Annotated in this window: 14 protein-coding genes and 3 pseudogenes; 13 read left to right on the top strand and 4 right to left on the bottom strand. The window is 67.8% G+C overall.

Translation table 11 applies throughout. The features are described from left to right. Positions 1–24: 24 nt before the first annotated feature. From IT882_RS01565 to IT882_RS01555, 3 genes are all read left to right on the top strand, one after another. Positions 25–426 (top strand): DUF4259 domain-containing protein, encoded by a 402-nt coding sequence (locus IT882_RS01565; RefSeq protein WP_195692886.1) that lies wholly within the window; start codon positions 25–27, stop codon positions 424–426. A 72-nt stretch (positions 427–498) separates the two neighbouring features. After that, positions 499–858 (top strand): YidH family protein, encoded by a 360-nt coding sequence (locus IT882_RS01560; RefSeq protein ID WP_195692885.1) that lies wholly within the window; start codon positions 499–501, stop codon positions 856–858. Positions 859–870: 12 nt separating this feature from the next. Continuing rightward, entirely contained in the window at positions 871–1,215 is a 345-nt protein-coding gene (locus IT882_RS01555) for a DUF202 domain-containing protein (protein ID WP_195692884.1), read from the top strand. Here IT882_RS01555 and IT882_RS01550 read toward each other — a convergent pair. Next, positions 1,207–2,217 (bottom strand): LacI family DNA-binding transcriptional regulator, encoded by a 1,011-nt coding sequence (locus tag IT882_RS01550; RefSeq protein WP_195692883.1) that lies wholly within the window; start codon positions 2,215–2,217, stop codon positions 1,207–1,209. The genes IT882_RS01555 and IT882_RS01550 overlap by 9 nt on opposite strands. 194 nt (positions 2,218–2,411) lie before the next feature. On the opposite strand from IT882_RS01550, the gene IT882_RS01545 reads away from it, so the two are divergent. The 6 genes and pseudogenes from IT882_RS01545 (at position 2,412) to IT882_RS01520 (ending at position 8,860) form a co-directional block, all read left to right on the top strand. Further along, positions 2,412–3,692, top strand: a complete 1,281-nt coding sequence (locus tag IT882_RS01545; RefSeq protein WP_195692882.1) for an extracellular solute-binding protein — start codon at positions 2,412–2,414, stop codon at positions 3,690–3,692. A 9-nt stretch (positions 3,693–3,701) separates the two neighbouring features. Continuing rightward, a complete protein-coding gene (locus IT882_RS01540; protein WP_195692881.1) occupies positions 3,702–4,712 on the top strand; it encodes a carbohydrate ABC transporter permease in 1,011 nt (336 codons plus the stop codon). Continuing rightward, positions 4,712–5,596 carry a carbohydrate ABC transporter permease gene (locus tag IT882_RS01535; RefSeq protein WP_195692880.1) on the top strand — a complete coding sequence of 295 codons (885 nt, stop codon included), beginning with the start codon at positions 4,712–4,714 and terminating at the stop codon, positions 5,594–5,596. Before IT882_RS01540 ends, IT882_RS01535 begins: the two co-directional genes overlap by 1 nt. 112 nt (positions 5,597–5,708) lie before the next feature. Continuing rightward, positions 5,709–7,981, top strand: a pseudogene (locus IT882_RS01530) (beta-glucosidase). Between the two features lie 103 nt (positions 7,982–8,084). Beyond that, positions 8,085–8,486: a hypothetical protein gene (locus tag IT882_RS01525; RefSeq protein WP_195692879.1), complete on the top strand. Its 402-nt coding sequence runs from the start codon at positions 8,085–8,087 to the stop codon at positions 8,484–8,486. A gap of 56 nt (positions 8,487–8,542) precedes the next feature. Further along, positions 8,543–8,860, top strand: a complete 318-nt coding sequence (locus tag IT882_RS01520; RefSeq protein ID WP_195692878.1) for a YbjQ family protein — start codon at positions 8,543–8,545, stop codon at positions 8,858–8,860. A gap of 28 nt (positions 8,861–8,888) precedes the next feature. Here the strand turns inward: IT882_RS01520 and IT882_RS01515 are convergent, their stop codons facing one another. The 3 genes from IT882_RS01515 to IT882_RS01505 form a co-directional block, all read right to left on the bottom strand. Further along, on the bottom strand, positions 8,889–9,113 hold the full coding sequence (locus IT882_RS01515) for a three-helix bundle dimerization domain-containing protein (RefSeq protein ID WP_195692877.1): 225 nt from the start codon (positions 9,111–9,113) through the stop codon (positions 8,889–8,891). Positions 9,114–9,261: 148 nt separating this feature from the next. Next, positions 9,262–10,299 (bottom strand): FUSC family protein, encoded by a 1,038-nt coding sequence (locus IT882_RS01510; RefSeq protein WP_195692876.1) that lies wholly within the window; start codon positions 10,297–10,299, stop codon positions 9,262–9,264. A gap of 41 nt (positions 10,300–10,340) precedes the next feature. Continuing rightward, positions 10,341–11,348: a LacI family DNA-binding transcriptional regulator gene (locus IT882_RS01505; RefSeq protein ID WP_195692875.1), complete on the bottom strand. Its 1,008-nt coding sequence runs from the start codon at positions 11,346–11,348 to the stop codon at positions 10,341–10,343. A gap of 112 nt (positions 11,349–11,460) precedes the next feature. Here IT882_RS01505 and rhaI point away from each other — a divergent pair, with 112 nt between their 5' ends. The 4 genes and pseudogenes from rhaI (at position 11,461) to IT882_RS01485 (ending at position 17,510) form a co-directional block, all read left to right on the top strand. Then, on the top strand, positions 11,461–12,627 hold the full coding sequence (gene rhaI / locus IT882_RS01500; protein WP_195692874.1) for an L-rhamnose isomerase: 1,167 nt from the start codon (positions 11,461–11,463) through the stop codon (positions 12,625–12,627). Between the two features lie 103 nt (positions 12,628–12,730). Continuing rightward, positions 12,731–14,766: pseudogene (locus tag IT882_RS01495) on the top strand (bifunctional aldolase/short-chain dehydrogenase). Then, on the top strand, positions 14,763–16,232 hold the full coding sequence (locus tag IT882_RS01490; protein WP_195692873.1) for a rhamnulokinase: 1,470 nt from the start codon (positions 14,763–14,765) through the stop codon (positions 16,230–16,232). The pseudogene IT882_RS01495 and the gene IT882_RS01490 overlap by 4 nt, the downstream one beginning before the upstream one ends. Before the next feature lie 16 nt (positions 16,233–16,248). Beyond that, positions 16,249–17,510, top strand: a pseudogene (locus tag IT882_RS01485) (alpha-hydroxy acid oxidase). The last annotated feature ends 247 nt before the right edge of the window (positions 17,511–17,757 follow it).

Genomic DNA, 17,757 nt, shown 5'->3' with positions numbered 1-17,757 from the left:
TCCTCGACGCATACCGTGTGGGTTATGGGTGCATGGAGTGTTGAGCCGTTCGGCAATGATGTCGCGGCCGACTGGGCAGGGGAACTGGAGGAGGAGTCGGATTGGCGCGTCATCGACGACGCGCTTGCCGACGCCCTCGACACCGGTGGGGATATCGATCACGACACGGCGATCATCGCTGTCGCAGCGGCAGAGGTCGTTGCTCACGGGGTGGGCCGTGCGACGCAGCAGGATGCGTACACCGAGGAAGTCGACTCCTTCATCGCGCGCGCAGGTCGGCCGACCGATGACACTGTCGCGCTCGCGATGGCGGCTGTGACCGCGGCGTGCGGCTCGAGCAGCGAACTGGCGGCGGAGTGGGCGGGAGCCGGGGATCCGGGGTGGGGCGAGGCCATCGACCAGCTCCGTGCCGCGCTGAGCGCCTGAGCCGCGCCCGCCAGCCCCGAGGAGGCGAGCGGTGTCGCGCTAGGGTGATGATTCAGCGATCAGGGAGGACCGATGGGTACGCGGTTTCCGCACTCTGTCTACCGTCACGGTTCGGAACCGGATGTCCGGTTCACGCTGGCCAACGAACGCACCTTCCTCGCCTGGATCCGCACCGCCCTTGCCCTCATCGCTGGCGGCGTCGCCCTCGAGGTGCTCGGTCTTGCGCTGCACCCAGGTCTGCGCCTGGCAGCGAGCCTCGTGCTGATCGTGATGGGGATGATCACCCCCGCCCTGGCTTGGTTCGGGTGGCAAAGAAGTGAGCGCGCGCTGCGACTGAACAGCCCACTGCCGGGGTCGCTCCTGGGTGCGGTCACGGGCGTGGCGGTGACCGTGTCAGCAGCGCTCATCCTTCTCGCCATCGTCTTTGCGTGAACTCGCGCACCCGTGAACGACGAACTCTTCGACCCCGGCCTCCAACCGGAGCGCACCGAGCTCGCGTGGCGCCGGACCGCGTTGAGCGTCGCGGTCGGATCGGTCGTCGCTATGCGGCTGCTGCCGGATGCCCTCGGAAGTGGTTGGTGGATTCTCCCGGGCATCCTCGGGGTGATCTTCTCTGCCGTGCTGTGGCGGTGGTCACGCCGCCGCTACGAACGGCTGTCATATGCCACCGTCGACATCCGCGATCACACGCTGGTTCCCGACGGCGCGCTTCTGCTGACTCTGGCGGTCTTCGTCGTCCTGGTCGGGGCGCTCGGCATCGCCGTGCTGGTCGCGCTACCCCTAGGGTGACTGCCTCGGCGGGGCTGTTGTCGCACGCGGGATGAGCTGCGTAGCCAGGCGCACATGGCGCTCGGGCGGCTCCTCGCCGTTCATGAGCGTCGTCAGCAACGACATCGCCGCGGCTCCCAGACGCCGCATCGGTTGGCGGACCGTCGTCAGCGGCGGCGACATCCGGGATGCCTCGAGCACATCGTCGAACCCGATGACCGACAGATCGCGGGGAACCTCGAGCCCGATCTCACGCGCGACCTCGATGATTCCGATCGCCGAGAGATCGTTTGCCGCAAACACCGCTGTCGGACGCCGGGGAGAGTCCAGCAACGACAGCGCCGCGGTGCGCGCCGCATCCTGCTCGTAGAAGCCGACCCGCACGACCTCGGGGTCGTAGGGGATGCCGGAGTCGGACAGGGCGCGCCGATAGCCGGCGTCGCGGGCGCGAGAGGATCGAAGGTCGGGGCGTCCGGCAACGAAACCGATGCGACGGTGACCGAGCTCGATCAGGTACTTGACGGCCGAGACCGCGCCTCCGAAGCTGTCGGCTTCGACCGTGGGCACGCCGTCGCCCGGCCCCACGTGGGGGTCGATCGCAACGACCGGGATATCGGCGACGATCGCTTCCACGGTCGGCGTCACGATGATCGCACCGTCGATGAGGCTCCCGGCAAGTCTCGCGAGCGAGGTGTTCTCCCAGCCCGCGCCGTGGACGCGTCGGGGCGTGCTGTAGGCGAGGACGTCAAGCTCCAAAGGCCCTGCGGCGGCCCCGACGCCCTTGAGAACCTCGGCGCTGAACGGCTCGAACTCGGCGACAAGCACGCCGACGACGCCCGTGCGCACGCCGCGCATTCGGCTGGCGACGAGGCTCGACTCGTACCCCATGTCGGCGACGACACGCATGACCTTCTCGACGGTCTCGGGGGCCACGCCGTACCGGCCGTTGACGGCCTTGGAGACGGTGGCCACCGACACCCCCGCTGCCGTAGCGATGTCGGTGATCGTCGGACGTCGTGCCATGAACCGTCACACTAGCGGATCTTGAAAAGGTTTTCGAAAACGTTTGACACGTTTTGTGTGCCGTGGCGACACTGTTCCCACGTCGCCCCCACGGCACGCCGGACACGGGTAGCTCACCCGGCGAACACCGTGACCACGCAGCGGCGGCTCGATGGACGAGCCGCTCCTCAACGAAGAGAACAGGTGAGAATCACATGAGATACAGCAAAGTCCTCACAGCGTCGGCAGTCTTCGCCGTCGGCGCGCTCGCACTGAGCGGATGCAGCGGCTCGAGCGGAGAGTCGGGAGACGGACAGGTCACGCTGACCGTCTGGCAGAACTCGACGACCGGTGACGGCGTGCAGTACTGGGAAGATGCCGCAGCCGCCTTCATGGCGGAGAACCCGGATGTCACCGTCGAGGTCCAGTCGATCCAGAACGAAGACATGGACGGCAAGCTCCAGACCGCCCTGAACGCGGGCGACGCGCCCGATGTGTTCATGGCCCGCGGCGGCGGCAAGCTCGCGGACGTGGTCGATGCCGGTCAGGTCATGGACCTCACGGGCAAGATCTCGGCGGAAGCAGAGTCGGCGATGTCGTCGTCGCTGAGCGCCTTCACGATCGACGGCAAGGTGTTCGGCATGCCCCTCGCCGTGCTGCCCGAGGGCATCTTCTACAGCGAGAACCTGTTTGCCGATGCCGGGGTCGAGCCCGCCGGCACGATCGACGAGCTCGTCGATGTGAACGACACCCTCAAGGCCGCCGGCATCACGCCGATCGCCGTGGGCGCCAAGGATGCCTGGCCGGCCGCTCACTGGTACTACAACTTCGCCCTGCGGGAGTGCTCGCAGGACGCGATGGAAGAAGCTGCCCAGACACGCTCGTTCGACAACGAGTGCTGGCTGCGCGCTGGCGAGGACCTCGCCGACTTCGTCGCCACCGAGCCGTTCAACGATGGCTTCCTCACGACCCCCGCACAGCAGGGTGCCGGCTCGTCGGCGGGTCTGCTGGCCAACCGCCAGGCCGCGATGGAGCTCATGGGGGCATGGAACCCCGGTGTGATCGCTTCGCTCACTCCCGACGAGCAGCCGCTTCCTGACCTGGGCTGGTTCCCGTTCCCCGAGATCGAGGGTGGCGACGGCGCTCCCGGCGCCATGATGGGCGGTGCAGACGGATACTCGTGCTGGATCAATGCCCCGGAAGAGTGCGTCGACTTCCTGAACTTCCTGGCCACCAAGGACCAGCAGGAGGCCTACGCCGAGGCGTTCCAGACACTGCCTGCCAGCAACGAGGCACAGAGTGTGGTCACGACGCCGGCCCTCCAGTCGGTGCTCGAGGCCTACAGCGACGCCCCCTACGTCGTGCTGTGGCTCGACACGCTCTACGGCCAGAACGTCGGCAACGCGCTGAACGTCGCGGTCGTCGACCTGCTCGCAGGCAACGGCTCGCCCGAAGCCATCGTTCAGGCTGTCAACGACGCCGCCGCGCGAGGCTGATAGGCAACCATGTCCGTTAGCGAACGAACCTATCCGGTCACGGATGCGGTCGTGAGCGTCACGGAAGAGGGGGACGGCGCCCCGGCGTCGTCCCCCTCCCCGCGCTCGCGGCGACGCAGATCGTGGCGCTCGCGCGCCGAGATCGGCATCCTGATCGGGCCTGCGCTGATCGTCTTCCTGGCCTTCGTGATCTTCCCGGTCGTGATGGCCGCGTATTACGGCTTCTTCAGCTGGAGCGGCTACGGACCGGCCACCGACTTCGTCGGCCTCAACAACTACCTCGTCATCCTCACCGATCCGGCCTTCCAGGCGGCGCTGTGGCACAACGCGATCATCGTCGTGCTCTCGCTGGTGATTCAGGGCCCGATCGCTATCGCGCTCGCGCTTCTGCTTAATCGCAAGATGCGCGGTCAGTCGATCATCCGTGTTCTCATCTTCGTGCCGTACGTCATCGCCGAGGTGGTCGTCGGCACCGGGTGGAGTCTCATGCTCGCCACCAACGGTGCACTCAACGACTTCCTCGAGAAGGTCGGGCTCGGCGCGCTTGCACAGGATTGGCTCTCCAACCCGGATCTCGCGATCTGGACGCTGATGGGGATCATCACCTGGAAGTACATCGGATTCGCCGTCATCCTCTTCCTTGCAGGTCTGCAGGGCATCCCCGAGGAACTCTACGAAGCCGCCGCGATCGACGGGGCGTCGTACTGGCAGATCCAGCGGCGAATCACCCTCCCCCTCCTAGGGCCAACACTCCGCATCTGGGCGTTCCTCTCGATCATCGGATCGCTCCAGCTCTTCGACCTCGTGTACATCATCTGGGGGCAGTACGTCGCCTCGACCGCCGGGACCTCGACGATGGCGACCTACATGGTCGTGACGGGACGAAACGCCGGCAGCTTCGGCTACGGCAGCGCCGTCGCCGTCGTCATCTTCCTCATCTCGCTCGCGGTCGCCCTGCTCTACCAGCGCTTCGTGCTGCGCCGCGACACCGAGGGCGCCGTTACGGGAGGTAACAACTGATGGCTACCGCAACCCTGACCGCGCCCGGAGGTCGCACCGGTCGGCGTCGGCCCCAACGCACGCCGGGGCAACGCGCCGGCAACTTCTTCATCTACTTCCTCGCCTGGTCGCTGGTGGTGTCGATCCTCGTCCCGGTGGCCTACATCATCATCGGCGGGTTCCGCAGCAACTCCGAGATCACGCAGGACCCCGCGGGGCTGCCGGCAACGTGGCGGATCGAGAACTACGTCGACGTCCTCGTGAGCGAGGTCTTCTGGCGCGAGGTGCTCAACTCGTCGATCGCCGCCATTGCGACGACCCTGTTCGTCGTCACCCTGGGGCTCATGGCGGCCTACGTCCTGGCGCGCTACCGGTTCCGCATGCGCGGCGTGCTCTACGCCGTGTTCGCGGCCGGGCTCATGTTCCCGATGACGGTAGCGATCACGCCGCTGTACATCCTGGTGCGAAACCTCGGGCTCATGAACTCCCTCGCCGGCGTCATCATCCCGCAAGTCGCCTTCGCGCTGCCGATCACGATCATCATCCTGGTGCCCTTCCTGCAGGCCTTGCCCCGCGAGATCGAGGAAGCGGCATTCATCGACGGATGCAGCAGACTCGGCTTCTTCTGGCGCATGGTGATCCCGCTCTCGATGCCCGGGGTGATCACGGTCGGCATCCTCGCGTTCATCGCGAGCTGGAACAGCTACATGCTGCCGTTGTTCATCCTCAACAACGAGGGGAGCTTCACGCTGCCGCTCGGTGTCCAAGCGTTCGCATCGCAGTACTCGGTGGATACCGCCAAGGTGCTGGCCTTCACCTCGCTGTCGATGATCCCCGCGCTCGTGTTCTTCAGCCTGTTCGAACGCCGCATCGTCGGCGGGCTCACCGGAGCCGTCAAGGGCTGACCCACCCCCGGATGGCGCGACCGCGTCATCCGCTCGATCGAAGGAAACTGTGCTCGTGTTCGATGAACCCACTCCCGCTGTCAGTGATCGTGTGCGATCGCTGCACGGCGAGATGACCCTCGATGAGAAGCTGGCGCAGCTCGTCGGATTCTGGGTCGACCAGGGCGACGACATCGTCGCACCGCTGCAGGGCGAGATGGCGACCTCGACGCTCTACACGGATGCCTCGGCTCACGGGATCGGCCACCTCACCCGTGTCTACGGCACGCGTCCGGTCGACCCGACCGAGCGGGCGCGGTGGTTGTGGAGCGAGCAGAAACGCCTGCGCGAGAACTCGCGGCTGGGGATTCCGGCGATCGTCCACGAGGAGTGTCTGACCGGATTGGCCGCCTGGCAAGCCGCGACCTTCCCGACCCCGCTCGCGTGGGGCGCGGCATTCGACCCGGAGCTCGTTTCCGAGATGGCTGGACTCATCGGCGGCTCGATGCGCGAGCTCGGCATCCATCAGGGGCTCGCGCCGGTCCTCGATGTCGTCCGGGATCCGCGGTGGGGCCGGGTAGACGAGTGCATCTCGGAAGATCCCTACGTCGTCGGTGTCGTGGGCACGGCGTACGTCCGCGGGCTGCAATCGCAGGGCGTGCATGCCACGCTCAAGCACTTCGTCGGCTATTCGGGGTCGCAGGCCGGGCGTAACCACGCCCCCGTGCACGCGGGGCCGCGCGAGCTGGCGGATGTGTACCTCCCCCGTTCGAGATGGCAGTGATCGAGGGGGGTGCTCGGTCGGTCATGAACTCCTACGCCGAGATCGACGGTCTGCCGGCGGCGGCAACGCCCGCGTACCTCACCGATGTGTTGCGGGGCCGCTGGGGGTTCGATGGAGTGACCGTCGCCGACTACTTCTCGGTCGCCTTCCTCCACACGATGCACCAGGTAGCTGCCGATCGCGGCGAAGCCGCAGTGCTCGCGCTGCGCGCCGGCGTCGACGTCGAACTCCCCACCGGAGATGCGTTCACCGCACCACTTCGCGAGATGCTCGCGCAGCATCCGGAGTTCGTCGCCCTCGTCGACCGTGCCGTGCTGCGCGTGCTCTCCCAAAAGGAGGAGCTGGGACTGCTCGACGACGAGTTCGAGACGCCCCCGACAGCGGTCGATCTCGACTCCGCCGCCCATCGGGAGGTCGCCCGGCGCCTGGCCGAGGAGTCGGTCGTGCTGCTGCGCAACGAGGGTCTGCTCCCGCTGGGTGCCGGCCCGGGATTGCGGGTCGCTGTCAGCGGGCCGAACGCTGACGGTCACGCGGCGCTGATGGGGTGCTACTCCTTCGCGAACCACGTCCTCGCGCATCATCCGGGAACCCCGCTCGGGTTCGACGCCCCGAGTGTCCTTGAGGCCATTCGCGAGCGTTTTGCCGCCGCCGATGTGAGTTTCTCGGCGGGCTGCGCCGTCGAGGGTGACGACCGGTCCGGCTTTGCGGCGGCCGTCGCGGATGCCGAGGATGCCGACGTCGCGGTCATCGTTGTCGGCGACAGCGCGGGCCTCTTCGGACGGGGCACGGTCGGGGAAGGCAACGACGTTTCGAGCCTGGATCTGCCGGGTGTTCAGCGCGAGCTCGTCACCGCGATCGCCGCGACCGGCACGCCCGTTGTGCTCGTCGTGCTCAGCGGGCGACCCTACGCCCTGGACTGGGCCCTGGACGGACCTGACGCGGTCGCGGCCGTCGTGCAGTCTTTCTTCCCCGGCGAAGAGGGCGGACGCGCGCTGGCCCGCATCCTCGCCGGCGATGTCGCGCCATCGGGCCGACTCCCGGTCTCCCTCCCCCGGTCAGCGGGAGCCCAGCCTTACAGCTATCTGCATCCGCTGCTGGGTGGACCGTCGGAGATCACAACGGCCGACAGCACCCCGCTTCGCCCGTTCGGATTCGGCCTGAGCTACACGAGCTTCAGCTACAGCGACCTTGCGGCCACCGAGAGCGCACCCACCAGCGGGGACCTGAGCGTCAGCGTGACGGTCACCAACACCGGGAAGCGCGCCGCAACGGATGTCGTCCAGCTCTATGCCCGGACCCCGTATCGGTCCACGACCCGACCTGTTGCGCAGCTCATCGGCTTCGAGCGGGTTGCGCTCGATCCGGGTCAGAGCGCGATCATCACCTTCGATGTGCCCGGGGGACGATTTGCGGCGGCGGGTGCGGATCTCGTGCGCCGGGTCGAGCCCGGGGCTGTCGAGCTGTGGGTGGGAACGGCAGCTGATCGCGCGGCGTCCGGCTCGATGACGCTCGTGGGCGCGGCTCACGAAGTGGCGCTCGCGGATCGCCGAGTGACCACGGCACGGACCTCGCTGTCGCCAGCATCCTCGCAGCCTGCGCCCGAACTGTCCGCCGCCGGCTGAGCATCGAGCCGCGGAGCGTGCCCGGGGCCATCTGTCAACCGGGTGGTGCACACGCGTGTGCGGAGGGAAGCTGAGCGTCAGACCGCACGGAAGGGAGCTCGCTATGACGAACCCCACCCAGAAGACCCGCGAAGCCCAGACACGCAGCTCCACCGTTCGCAACGCCGATGAGCCGGCGCTCGCGCAACTCCACGACGAGCGTGAGAGCCCCCGCGCCGAGCGTGCCCTCACGCGACGGCTGCGACGGGATGCCGGGCCGGACGCCGCCCGAGCGGCCGCCGACCCCGGCAGCCAGGGCCGGCCGAAGATGGCGATGAACGCCCCGACGGTGCAGGAGGAGGTGCGCGGGATTCTCGCGCAGACGCGCATGGATCATCCGCGCGCGAACCGTCGCCGCCTCCGCGAAGTGCTGCAGGAGCGGCTCTGCCAGGCAGGCATCGACATGCCCGCCGACGAGGTGGACGCGTTCCTGGTGGCCATTCCCACGAACGAGAACCCCACCTAGCGCATCCGCGTGCGGCACCTCTTCCGCAGCGACACGCGCGCTGGCAGACTGGCGCCATGCTGATCGTCACGACGAACGACGTCCCCGGCCACACCATCACCGCCGTACACGGAGAGGTCTTCGGACTCACCGTGCGCTCGCGCCACATCGGGGCCAACATCGGCGCCTCGTTCAAGGCGCTCGCCGGCGGCGAGCTCAAGGGCATCACCGAGCTGCTTCACGAGACTCGTCTCGAGGCCCTCTCGAGACTGTCGGCCGAAGCGGAGTCGAAGGGCGGCAACGCCGTCGTCGCGTTCCGGTTCGAGACCAACGACTACGGTGACAGTGGCGGCGTCGAGGTCTGCGCGTACGGCACCGCCGTCACGATCTCCTGAGATTCGCCCGCCGCGCCCAGAGCGCGCATCACGCTGAGACGGGGAGCGGACCTGGCGCGCGGAGCCGCCGCAGTACCCGAGCCTCGACCATCGCCGGGATGAAGTGACGCAATCTCGCCTCACTGAGGGCTGCGACCTCTTCGGCGACCATGAGACGAACGCTCTCTTCGTCAGCCCACGGGATGCGGCGCACGAGACGGTCGACGGCGTGGTTCAGCGCCTCATACTCGTCTCGGGGGTTCGTCGCACTCACACGTCTAGGATGCTCCGTCTGCAGGCCCCCGAGGGCGAACTCTCACGTTTTGCCATCCTCACGAGTCCGAGCACCGGGCTCGCCCCCGGACAGTGATGATCTGCCGAGATCGCCGTGACCGGTCGTGCTCCGAATCACCGAGCCCCTGTCACGCGCCGTCGATCTCGACGAGCGCGTGATGGATACGCAAGAGGTCCACCATCATCGAGCCCACGAGGATCCAGTGATCGGACGCGGGTGTGGCAACGGTGAGCGGTGCGGTGAGGGCTGCCGGCTCGGGCCGACCGTGGCCAGGCTCGACCCCTCCCCGATCGGGCGCGAAGCGCACGTCGTGTGCCGCGCGCCGCAGTTGCTCGGCGATCGCCCCGATCGCCGGCTCACGAAGGAGCCCATCGTCATAGCGCTCCGTGAACGCGCGGGTCATGCCGACAGACTGCGTCACAATCGGGGTGAACGTGGTGACGAGCCGGTCGAGGGCGGCAAGTTCTGCGCGATGGCGGGGCGCCCGTGGATTGAGCGTGAGCGAGTCCCGCGCCGCGGCGATGGCGGCGGCCGCCGCATCCCTCGTGTCGCGTGTCGCGCGCGCCTGCGTCAGCAGCTCGTCCAGGCGGGTGCGATCCTGCTCGTGCTGCAACGCGTCGGCGAGGCGGTCAAGGCTGGCTGCCAAACCATCGGCGAGCCCCCGCACCGCGCGGCGCGCGGGATCGACCGAAAGAGGCGGCACGATGAGCACGTTGATCGCGAAGCCGATCGCGGCGCCGATCACGGTCTCGACGATGCGGTCGAACGCGTAATTGGGAGTTGCGGTCCCCAACGCGAGGACCAGCAGGGCGCTGATCGCTACCTGATTCCCTGTGCCCGGAGTCATCCGCAGCGCCCAAGCCAACAGGAGCGCGACAACCACGGCGACGGCAACGACCCACGTCGAACCGCCCAGCACAATCCCGAGCCCCGAGGCGACGATCACCCCGACGATGACGCCGACGCTGCGCTCGACCGCCTTGCCGAAGGACTGGTTCAGGCTCGGTTGCACGACGAGAAGAGCCGCGATTGCGGCGAAGACCGGCGGCTGCGCCGGGATGAGCCAGCCCGCGAGGAACCACGCGAGCACGGTCGCGACGGCAGACTTCACGACCTGCAGCAGAGAAGACCGGTGCGCACTGCGGACGGCCGAGAACATGCTCATGTCACCACCGTAGAGCGGGCGGGGCAGATGCCCTGATCGCGTCAGCCCGCGGTGGACTCACGCACGATCAGTTCCGGAGTGAACCGCACGTGTGTGTCGTGCGCACCACCGGGGTCAGACATCTCGGCCAACAGGATCTCGACGGCGGCGCGCCCGATCTGCGCGGCGGGCTGGCGTATCGAACTCAGCGGCACCACGGCGGCTGCGGCGAAGTCGATGTCGTCGTACCCGATAAGGGCGATGTCGTCGGGGACACGCAGATCGCCGAGGATCGACAGCCCCTGGAGGGCTCCGACGGCGACCAGGTCGTTGGCGCAGAACACTGCATCCGGTCTGTCACCGGGGGCGCGTCTTGCCAACCGAGAGCTGGCTTCGCGCCCAGCGATGACGGTGAGCTCAGGAGTCTCGATCAGCTCGAGTCCAGCGCCTGCGGCTTCTGCAACGGCCCGCTGTGCCCCCGCGAGACGCTCAGCGACCTGGGGAATCTCGCTCGAGCCCCCGAGGAACGCGAGCCGGCGGCGCCCCAGGGAGAGCAGGTGAGACGCCGCGAGATACCCCCCCTGCTCATCGTCCACCGACACCGAGCACAATCGCGCGTCGGTAGCTTCACGATCGAGCAAGACGACGGGAATGCCGGTGCGGGCGAGGCGGCCTGCGGCATCGGGGTCGGCAGATGCCGGCGTCACGAGCACCCCAGCCACGCGCTGCTCTCGGAACAGATCGAGGTAGGCCTTCTCCCGGTCGAGCGTGTCGTTGCTCGTCGTCATGAGCACGAACATGCCAGCCTCGGCGGCGCGCTCCTGCGCCCCCTGCGCCACCGCCGCGAAGAAGGGGTTGGCCATGTCGGGCGCGATGAGACCGATGCTGCGGCTCCGCCCGGCGCGCAGCTGCCGAGCAGCGTCGTTGCGCACGAACCCCAACTCGTCGATCGCGCGCATCACGCGTTCGACGGTGGCTGCCGACACCTTGCTGGGCTGATTGAGCACGTTCGAGACCGTGCCGATCGAGACGGATGCCGCCGCAGCGACATCCTTCACACTTACCGCCACGTCGCTCTCCTCGTCTTGCTGAAACGATACATGCGTCGTATGCTCTGAAACGATTCATTTACGTTTCACCATCGACACTGGCGCACGAACGGCGCCGCGAGAGAGGCATCCCATGGCACCGCTGCCCCCGGACGTGCTGGCCACCCTGGAAGGTCAGGGCATCGAGCTGCCCTCGTGGGCCTTCGGCAACTCCGGAACGCGGTTCCGCGTCTTCGGCACGCCGGGCACCCCGCGCGACCCGTTCGAGAAGATCGCCGATGCCGCCCAGGTTCACCGGTACACCGCACTGGCGCCGAGCGTCGCGCTTCACATTCCCTGGGACCTCGTCGATGATTTCGGCGCGCTGCGCCGTCACACCGAAGACCTCGGGGTGACGCTCGGCACGATCAACTCGAACACCTTCCAAGACGAGGACTACAAGTTCGGCGCCCTCACGCATCACGACGACCGCATCCGGCAGAAGGCGATCGACCACCACTACGCCTGCATCGACGTCATGCACGCAACGGGGTCACGCGACCTCAAGATCTGGCTCGCCGAGGGATCCAACTACCCCGGCCAGAACGACCTGCGCGCCCGCCAAGACCGTCTGCAGGACTCGCTGCAGCAGATCTACGCGCGCCTGGGCGACGAGCAGCGTCTCGTGCTCGAGTACAAGTTCTTCGAGCCGGCGTTCTATCACACCGACGTTCCGGACTGGGGAACCTCCTACGCGCAGGTTGCGGCCCTCGGCGAGAGGGCGATGGTGTGCCTCGACACCGGCCACCACGCGCCGGGCACGAACATCGAGTTCATCGTCATGCAGCTCCTCCGTCTCGGAAAGCTCGGTTCGTTCGACTTCAACAGCCGTTTCTATGCTGACGACGACCTCATCGTCGGCGCGGCGGATCCGTTCCAGCTGTTCCGCATCCTGTTCGAGGTGATCCGCGGCGGGGGACTCAACAACCCCGACGTCGCTTTCATGCTCGACCAGTGCCACAACATCGAAAACAAGATCCCGGGCCAGATCCGCTCGGTCCTCAATGTGCAGGAGATGACGGCCCGCGCACTGCTCGTGGACCACGAGGCGCTGGATGCCGCGCAGTCCGCGAACGATGTCCTGGGCGCGAACGCCGTGCTGATGGATGCCTTCTATACCGACGCGCGCCCCGCGCTCGCGCAGTGGCGCGAGTCGCGCGGTCTCCCCGCCGACCCGATGGCCGCCTATGCGGCATCCGGCTACCAACAGCGCATCGCCGCCGACCGCGTCGGTGGCACCCAGGCCGGCTGGGGCGCCTGACTCTCCCCTCCTCGCCGAGGGGTCACAACACGCCGCATCCGCGCGCGTTCGCACGGCGTGTTGTGACCCCTCGCGTACGACAACTCTCACGAAGGACATGGACATGACGAACGAGACCGTCGCTGAGCTCATCGAACGGAGCAACCGGTTGGGGCGGACCCGGCAGTGACCAACTATGCCGGGGGGAACACGTCGGCCAAGGGGACGGATGCCGACCCGGTCACCGGCGAAGACGTCGAGCTCCTCTGGGTGAAGGGCTCGGGGGGCGACCTCGGCACGTTGACCGAGAAGGGACTCGCGGTGCTGCGACTCGACCGCGTGCGTGCGCTCGTGGATGTCTACCCCGGACTCGACCGCGAAGACGAGATGGTCGCCGCGTTCGACTACTGCCTGCACGGCAAGGGGGGAGCCGCGCCCTCGATCGACACCGCGATGCACGCGCTCGTGGATGCCGCACACGTCGACCACCTGCATCCGGATGCCGGCATCGCGATCGCGACCGCCGCTGACGGCGAGCGCCTCACGCGCGAGATCTTCGGCGAGAAGGTCGTGTGGGTGCCGTGGCGGCGCCCCGGATTCCAGCTGGGCCTGGACATCGCCGAGATCAAGACCCAGAACCCGGATGCCGTCGGGTGCATTCTCGGCGGCCACGGCATCACGGCCTGGGGAGACACCTCCGACGAAGCCGAAGCGAACTCCTCATGGATCATCGCTACGGCCACCGAGTACATCGCCGAACACGGGGAACCTGCCCCGTTTGGCGGAGTTCGCCACGGCTTCGAGGCACTCCCCGAGGCCGAGCGTCGCGCCCGGGCTGCGGCTCTCGCGCCCACGATCCGGGGCCTGGCTTCGACCGACCGGGTCATGGTCGGACACTTCACCGACGACGAGCGCGTGCTCGACTTCCTGGCATCCGAGAAGGCTCCGGCGCTGGCGGAGCTCGGCACGAGCTGCCCCGACCACTTCCTGCGCACGAAGGTCAAGCCGATGCTCCTCGACCTGCCGGCCACGGCCTCGGTCGACGAGCAACTCTCGCGGCTGAAGGAGCTGCACGCCGCCTACCGCGCGGACTACCAGGCGTATTACGACGCGCACGCCGATGAGAACAGCCCCGCCATCCGTGGCGCTGACCCCCTCATCGTGCTCGTGCCGGGCGTGGGCATGTTCAGCTTCGGCGCGAACAAGCAGACCGCGCGGGTGGCTGGCGAGTTCTACCTCAATGCCATCAATGTCATGCGGGGCGCGGAAGCCCTCTCGACCTACACGCCGATCTCGGATGCCGAGAAGTTCCGCATTGAGTACTGGGCCCTCGAAGAGGCGAAGCTCCAGCGGATGCCGAAGCCGAAGTCCCATCAGGGGCGTGTTGCTCTCGTGACCGGCGCCGCCTCGGGCATCGGTAAGGCGATCGCCACCCGGCTCGCCGCAGAAGGTGCCTGCGTCGTGATCGCCGACCTCGACCTCGAGAAGGCGCAGGCTGCGGCCGCGGAACTCGGCGGCACGGATGTCGCGATCGGTGTCGCGGCCAACGTCGCCGACGAAGCAGCCGTTCAGGCCGCGATCGATGCGGCGGTTCTGGCCTTCGGCGGCATCGACCTCGTCGTCAACAACGCGGGCCTGTCGCTGTCCAAGCCCATGCTGGAGACCACCGAGAAGGACTGGGACCTGCAGCACAATGTGATGGCCAAGGGATCGTTCCTGGTCGCCAAGACCGCAGCGCGCGCGATGATTGCGCAGGGCATGGGCGGAGACGTCATCTACATCTCCTCGAAGAACTCGGTCTTCGCCGGACCCAACAACATCGCCTACTCTGCGACGAAAGCCGACCAGGCCCACCAGGTGCGCCTCCTCGCCGTCGAGCTCGGCGAGTTCGGCATCCGGGTCAACGGCATCAACCCCGACGGCGTCGTGCGCGGCTCGGGCATCTTCGCATCCGGCTGGGGCGCCAACCGCGCCGCGACCTACGGCGTCAAGGAAGAAGACCTCGGCCAGTTCTACGCGAACCGCACGATCCTCAAGCGCGAGGTCGTGCCCGAGAACGTCGCCGACGCCGTGTTCGTGCTCACGGGGCCAGAGCTCAGCCGCACGACCGGCCTGCACATCCCCGTCGACTCCGGCGTCGCGGCGGCCTTCCTGCGATGAGCGAGGAGTCCCGCGCTGCGCGAGAGCGCACCGCATCGGGAACCGTTGCGGCGATTGACCTGGGCGCGACGAGCGGGCGGGTCATGCTCGGCCAGATCGGCCCCGATGTCCTCGAACTCGAGGCCGTTGCACGGTTCCCGAACGGGCCGGTGCGGCTGGCCTCCGGGTTGCACTGGGATCTCACGCGGCTCTACGCCGAGGCTCTGGCGGGCCTCGCGAGCGCCGCCCGCGAGGCCCCCGATCTCGCGAGCATCGGGATCGATTCCTGGGCCGTCGACTACGTGCTGCTGCGCGGCGACCGGATGCTGGGCGAGCCGTTCCACTACCGGGATGAGCGAACTGCGGCGGGCATCGAGGCGGTGCACGCGCGGCATCCATTCGCCGACCTCTACCGCCGCAACGGCCTGCAGTTCCTGCCGTTCAACACCCTGTACCAACTAGCGGCAGAGCGGCAGGGCGGGATGCTGGAGGTCGCCGATCACGCGCTGCTGATCCCCGATGCGCTGGCCTTCCAGTTGACCGGCGTGCGGGTGTCGGAGTTGACCAACGCCTCGACGACAGGCCTCGTGCGCATCGCGGATGGACAGTGGGATGCGCAGTTGTGCGACGACCTCGGCATCCCGAGCTCGCTGCTGCCACCGCTCGTCGATCCCGGCGAACGCATCGGTTCGCTGCGTCCGGATCTGGCCGCAGACCTCGGCACCAGCGCCGAGGTGGTCGCGGTCGGGTCGCACGACACGGCGTCTGCGGTCGTCGCGGTTCCGATGACCGATCCGACGAGCGCGGCCTACATCTCGTGCGGCACGTGGGGGCTCGTGGGTGTCGAGCTCGAGCATCCGGTGATCTCGGATGCCGCGCGCGAGGCGAACTTCACCAACGAGCGCGGCGTCGATGGGCGCATCCGGTTCCTCCACAACGTCATGGGGCTCTGGCTGCTGAGCGAGTCCGTGCGGCAGTGGGAGAGGGAGACGGACGAAGCCATCGACCTGCCGACGCTCCTGGGAAACGCCGCCGAGGTTGCCGCTCCGGCAGAGGTCTTCGACGCCGGCGACGCCCGGTTCCTCACCCCCGGTGATCTTCCGGGACGCATCGCGGACTGGTACCGCGAGCGCGGGATGGCACCGCCCATCACGCGTGCGGCTATCACGCGGGCGATCGTGGAGAGCCTCGCGGAGGCCTTCGCGAGCACCGTACGCACGGCATCCGAGCTCTCCGGACAGCCGGTGCGCACGATCCACCTCGTGGGCGGCGGCGCGCTGAACCGGCTCCTGTGCCAACGCACCGCCGACCGGGCAGGGGTCCCGGTCCTCGCCGGACCCGTCGAGGCGACGGCGCTCGGGAACGTCCTGGTGCAGGCGAGGGCCGTCGGGCTCGTCGCCGGCGCACTCGAAGATCTGCGATACCGTGTGGTCAGGACACATCAGCCGCGGCAATACGACCCGGCTCCCTCGAGCCGCATCCGATGACGGAAAGGACACCGCGATAGTGCAGCGTCAGCTTCCCCAGCCCGCCGAGATCTTCGAGCTCATGAAGTTCAAGGCTCCCGAACTGAACGGCCGCAAACGCCGCCTGCAGTCGGCTCTGACGATCGCGGATCTGCGTGCGATCGCCAAGCGCCGCACACCGAAGGCCGCATTCGACTACACCGACGGCGCCGCCGAGGGCGAACTGTCGCTCGGCCGCGCGCGCCAGGCGTTCGAGGACATCGAGTTCCACCCCGACATCCTCACCCCGCCCCCGAACTGGACACCTCCGTCGACATCCTCGGGGGATCCTCAGCGCTGCCGTTCGGGATCGCCCCCACCGGATTCACCCGGCTCATGCAGACCGAGGGCGAGATCGCCGGCGCCTCGGCCGCCGGCGCCGCCGGCATCCCGTTCACGCTCTCGACGCTCGGGACGACCTCCATCGAGGACGTGAAAGCGACAAACCCCCACGGTCGCAACTGGTTCCAGCTCTACGTCATGCGCGACCGCGAGATCTCCTACGGGCTGGCGCGGCGCGCGGCCGCAGCGGGCTTCGACACCCTCATGTTCACCGTCGACACCCCGGTCGCAGGAGCGCGGCTACGCGACAAGCGCAACGGGTTCGCGATCCCCCCGCAGCTCACCCTCGGCACGATCATCAACGCCATCCCGCGCCCGTGGTGGTGGTACGACTTCCTGACGACCCCGAAGCTCGAGTTCGCATCGCTCTCGTCCACCGGCGGCACGGTCGGCGAGCTGCTGGATGCCGCCATGGACCCGACCATCAGCTACGACGACCTGGCCGTGATCCGTGACCTGTGGCCCGGGAAGATCGTCATCAAGGGCGTGCAGAACGTCGAGGACTCGGTACGCCTGATCGATCACGGGGTCGACGGGATCATCCTCTCCAACCACGGTGGCCGCCAGCTCGACCGCGCTCCGATCCCCTTCCACCTCCTGCCGCAGGTCGTCCGCGAGGTCGGCAAGGATGCCACGGTCATGATCGATACGGGCATCATGAACGGCGCCGACATCGTTGCCTCCATCGCGATGGGCGCGAAGTTCACCCTCATCGGACGGGCCTACCTGTACGGGCTGATGGCCGGCGGGCGACAGGGGGTGGATCGCACGATCGAGATCCTGCGCACCGAGATCGAGCGCACGATGCGGCTGCTCGGCGTCTCGAGCCTTGCCGAACTGGAACCCCGCCACGTCACGCAGCTGACCCGCCTGGTTCCCGTTGGCGTGGAATCGGCATCCGCTCGCGTCACGGCATAGCACCCGGCATCCGTCTGCCCGTGGTCCCCACCTCTCGGAGGCAGGAATAGTCCGGGTGGAAGGACGAATCACCACCGAACCCGCCTACCGTCGGGATATCTCCTACCCCCGTGCGGTAACGCCAAGCAGGGAAGTCGGCGTCCGACATCACGACCTGAGCGACACTGTGTTACGACGCGACTTGCGAGACCGATACCCAGGCGCCATCCTCGAAGCCATCGCAGCATGACGCGAAGCCTCGCGCCCG

The sequence above is a fragment of the Microbacterium schleiferi genome (assembly GCF_015565955.1).
Taxonomy (GTDB): Bacteria; Actinomycetota; Actinomycetes; order Actinomycetales; family Microbacteriaceae; genus Microbacterium; species Microbacterium schleiferi_A.
The sequence above is the reverse complement of the archived record's forward strand: the minus strand, read 5'-3'. Positions and strand labels throughout refer to the sequence as shown.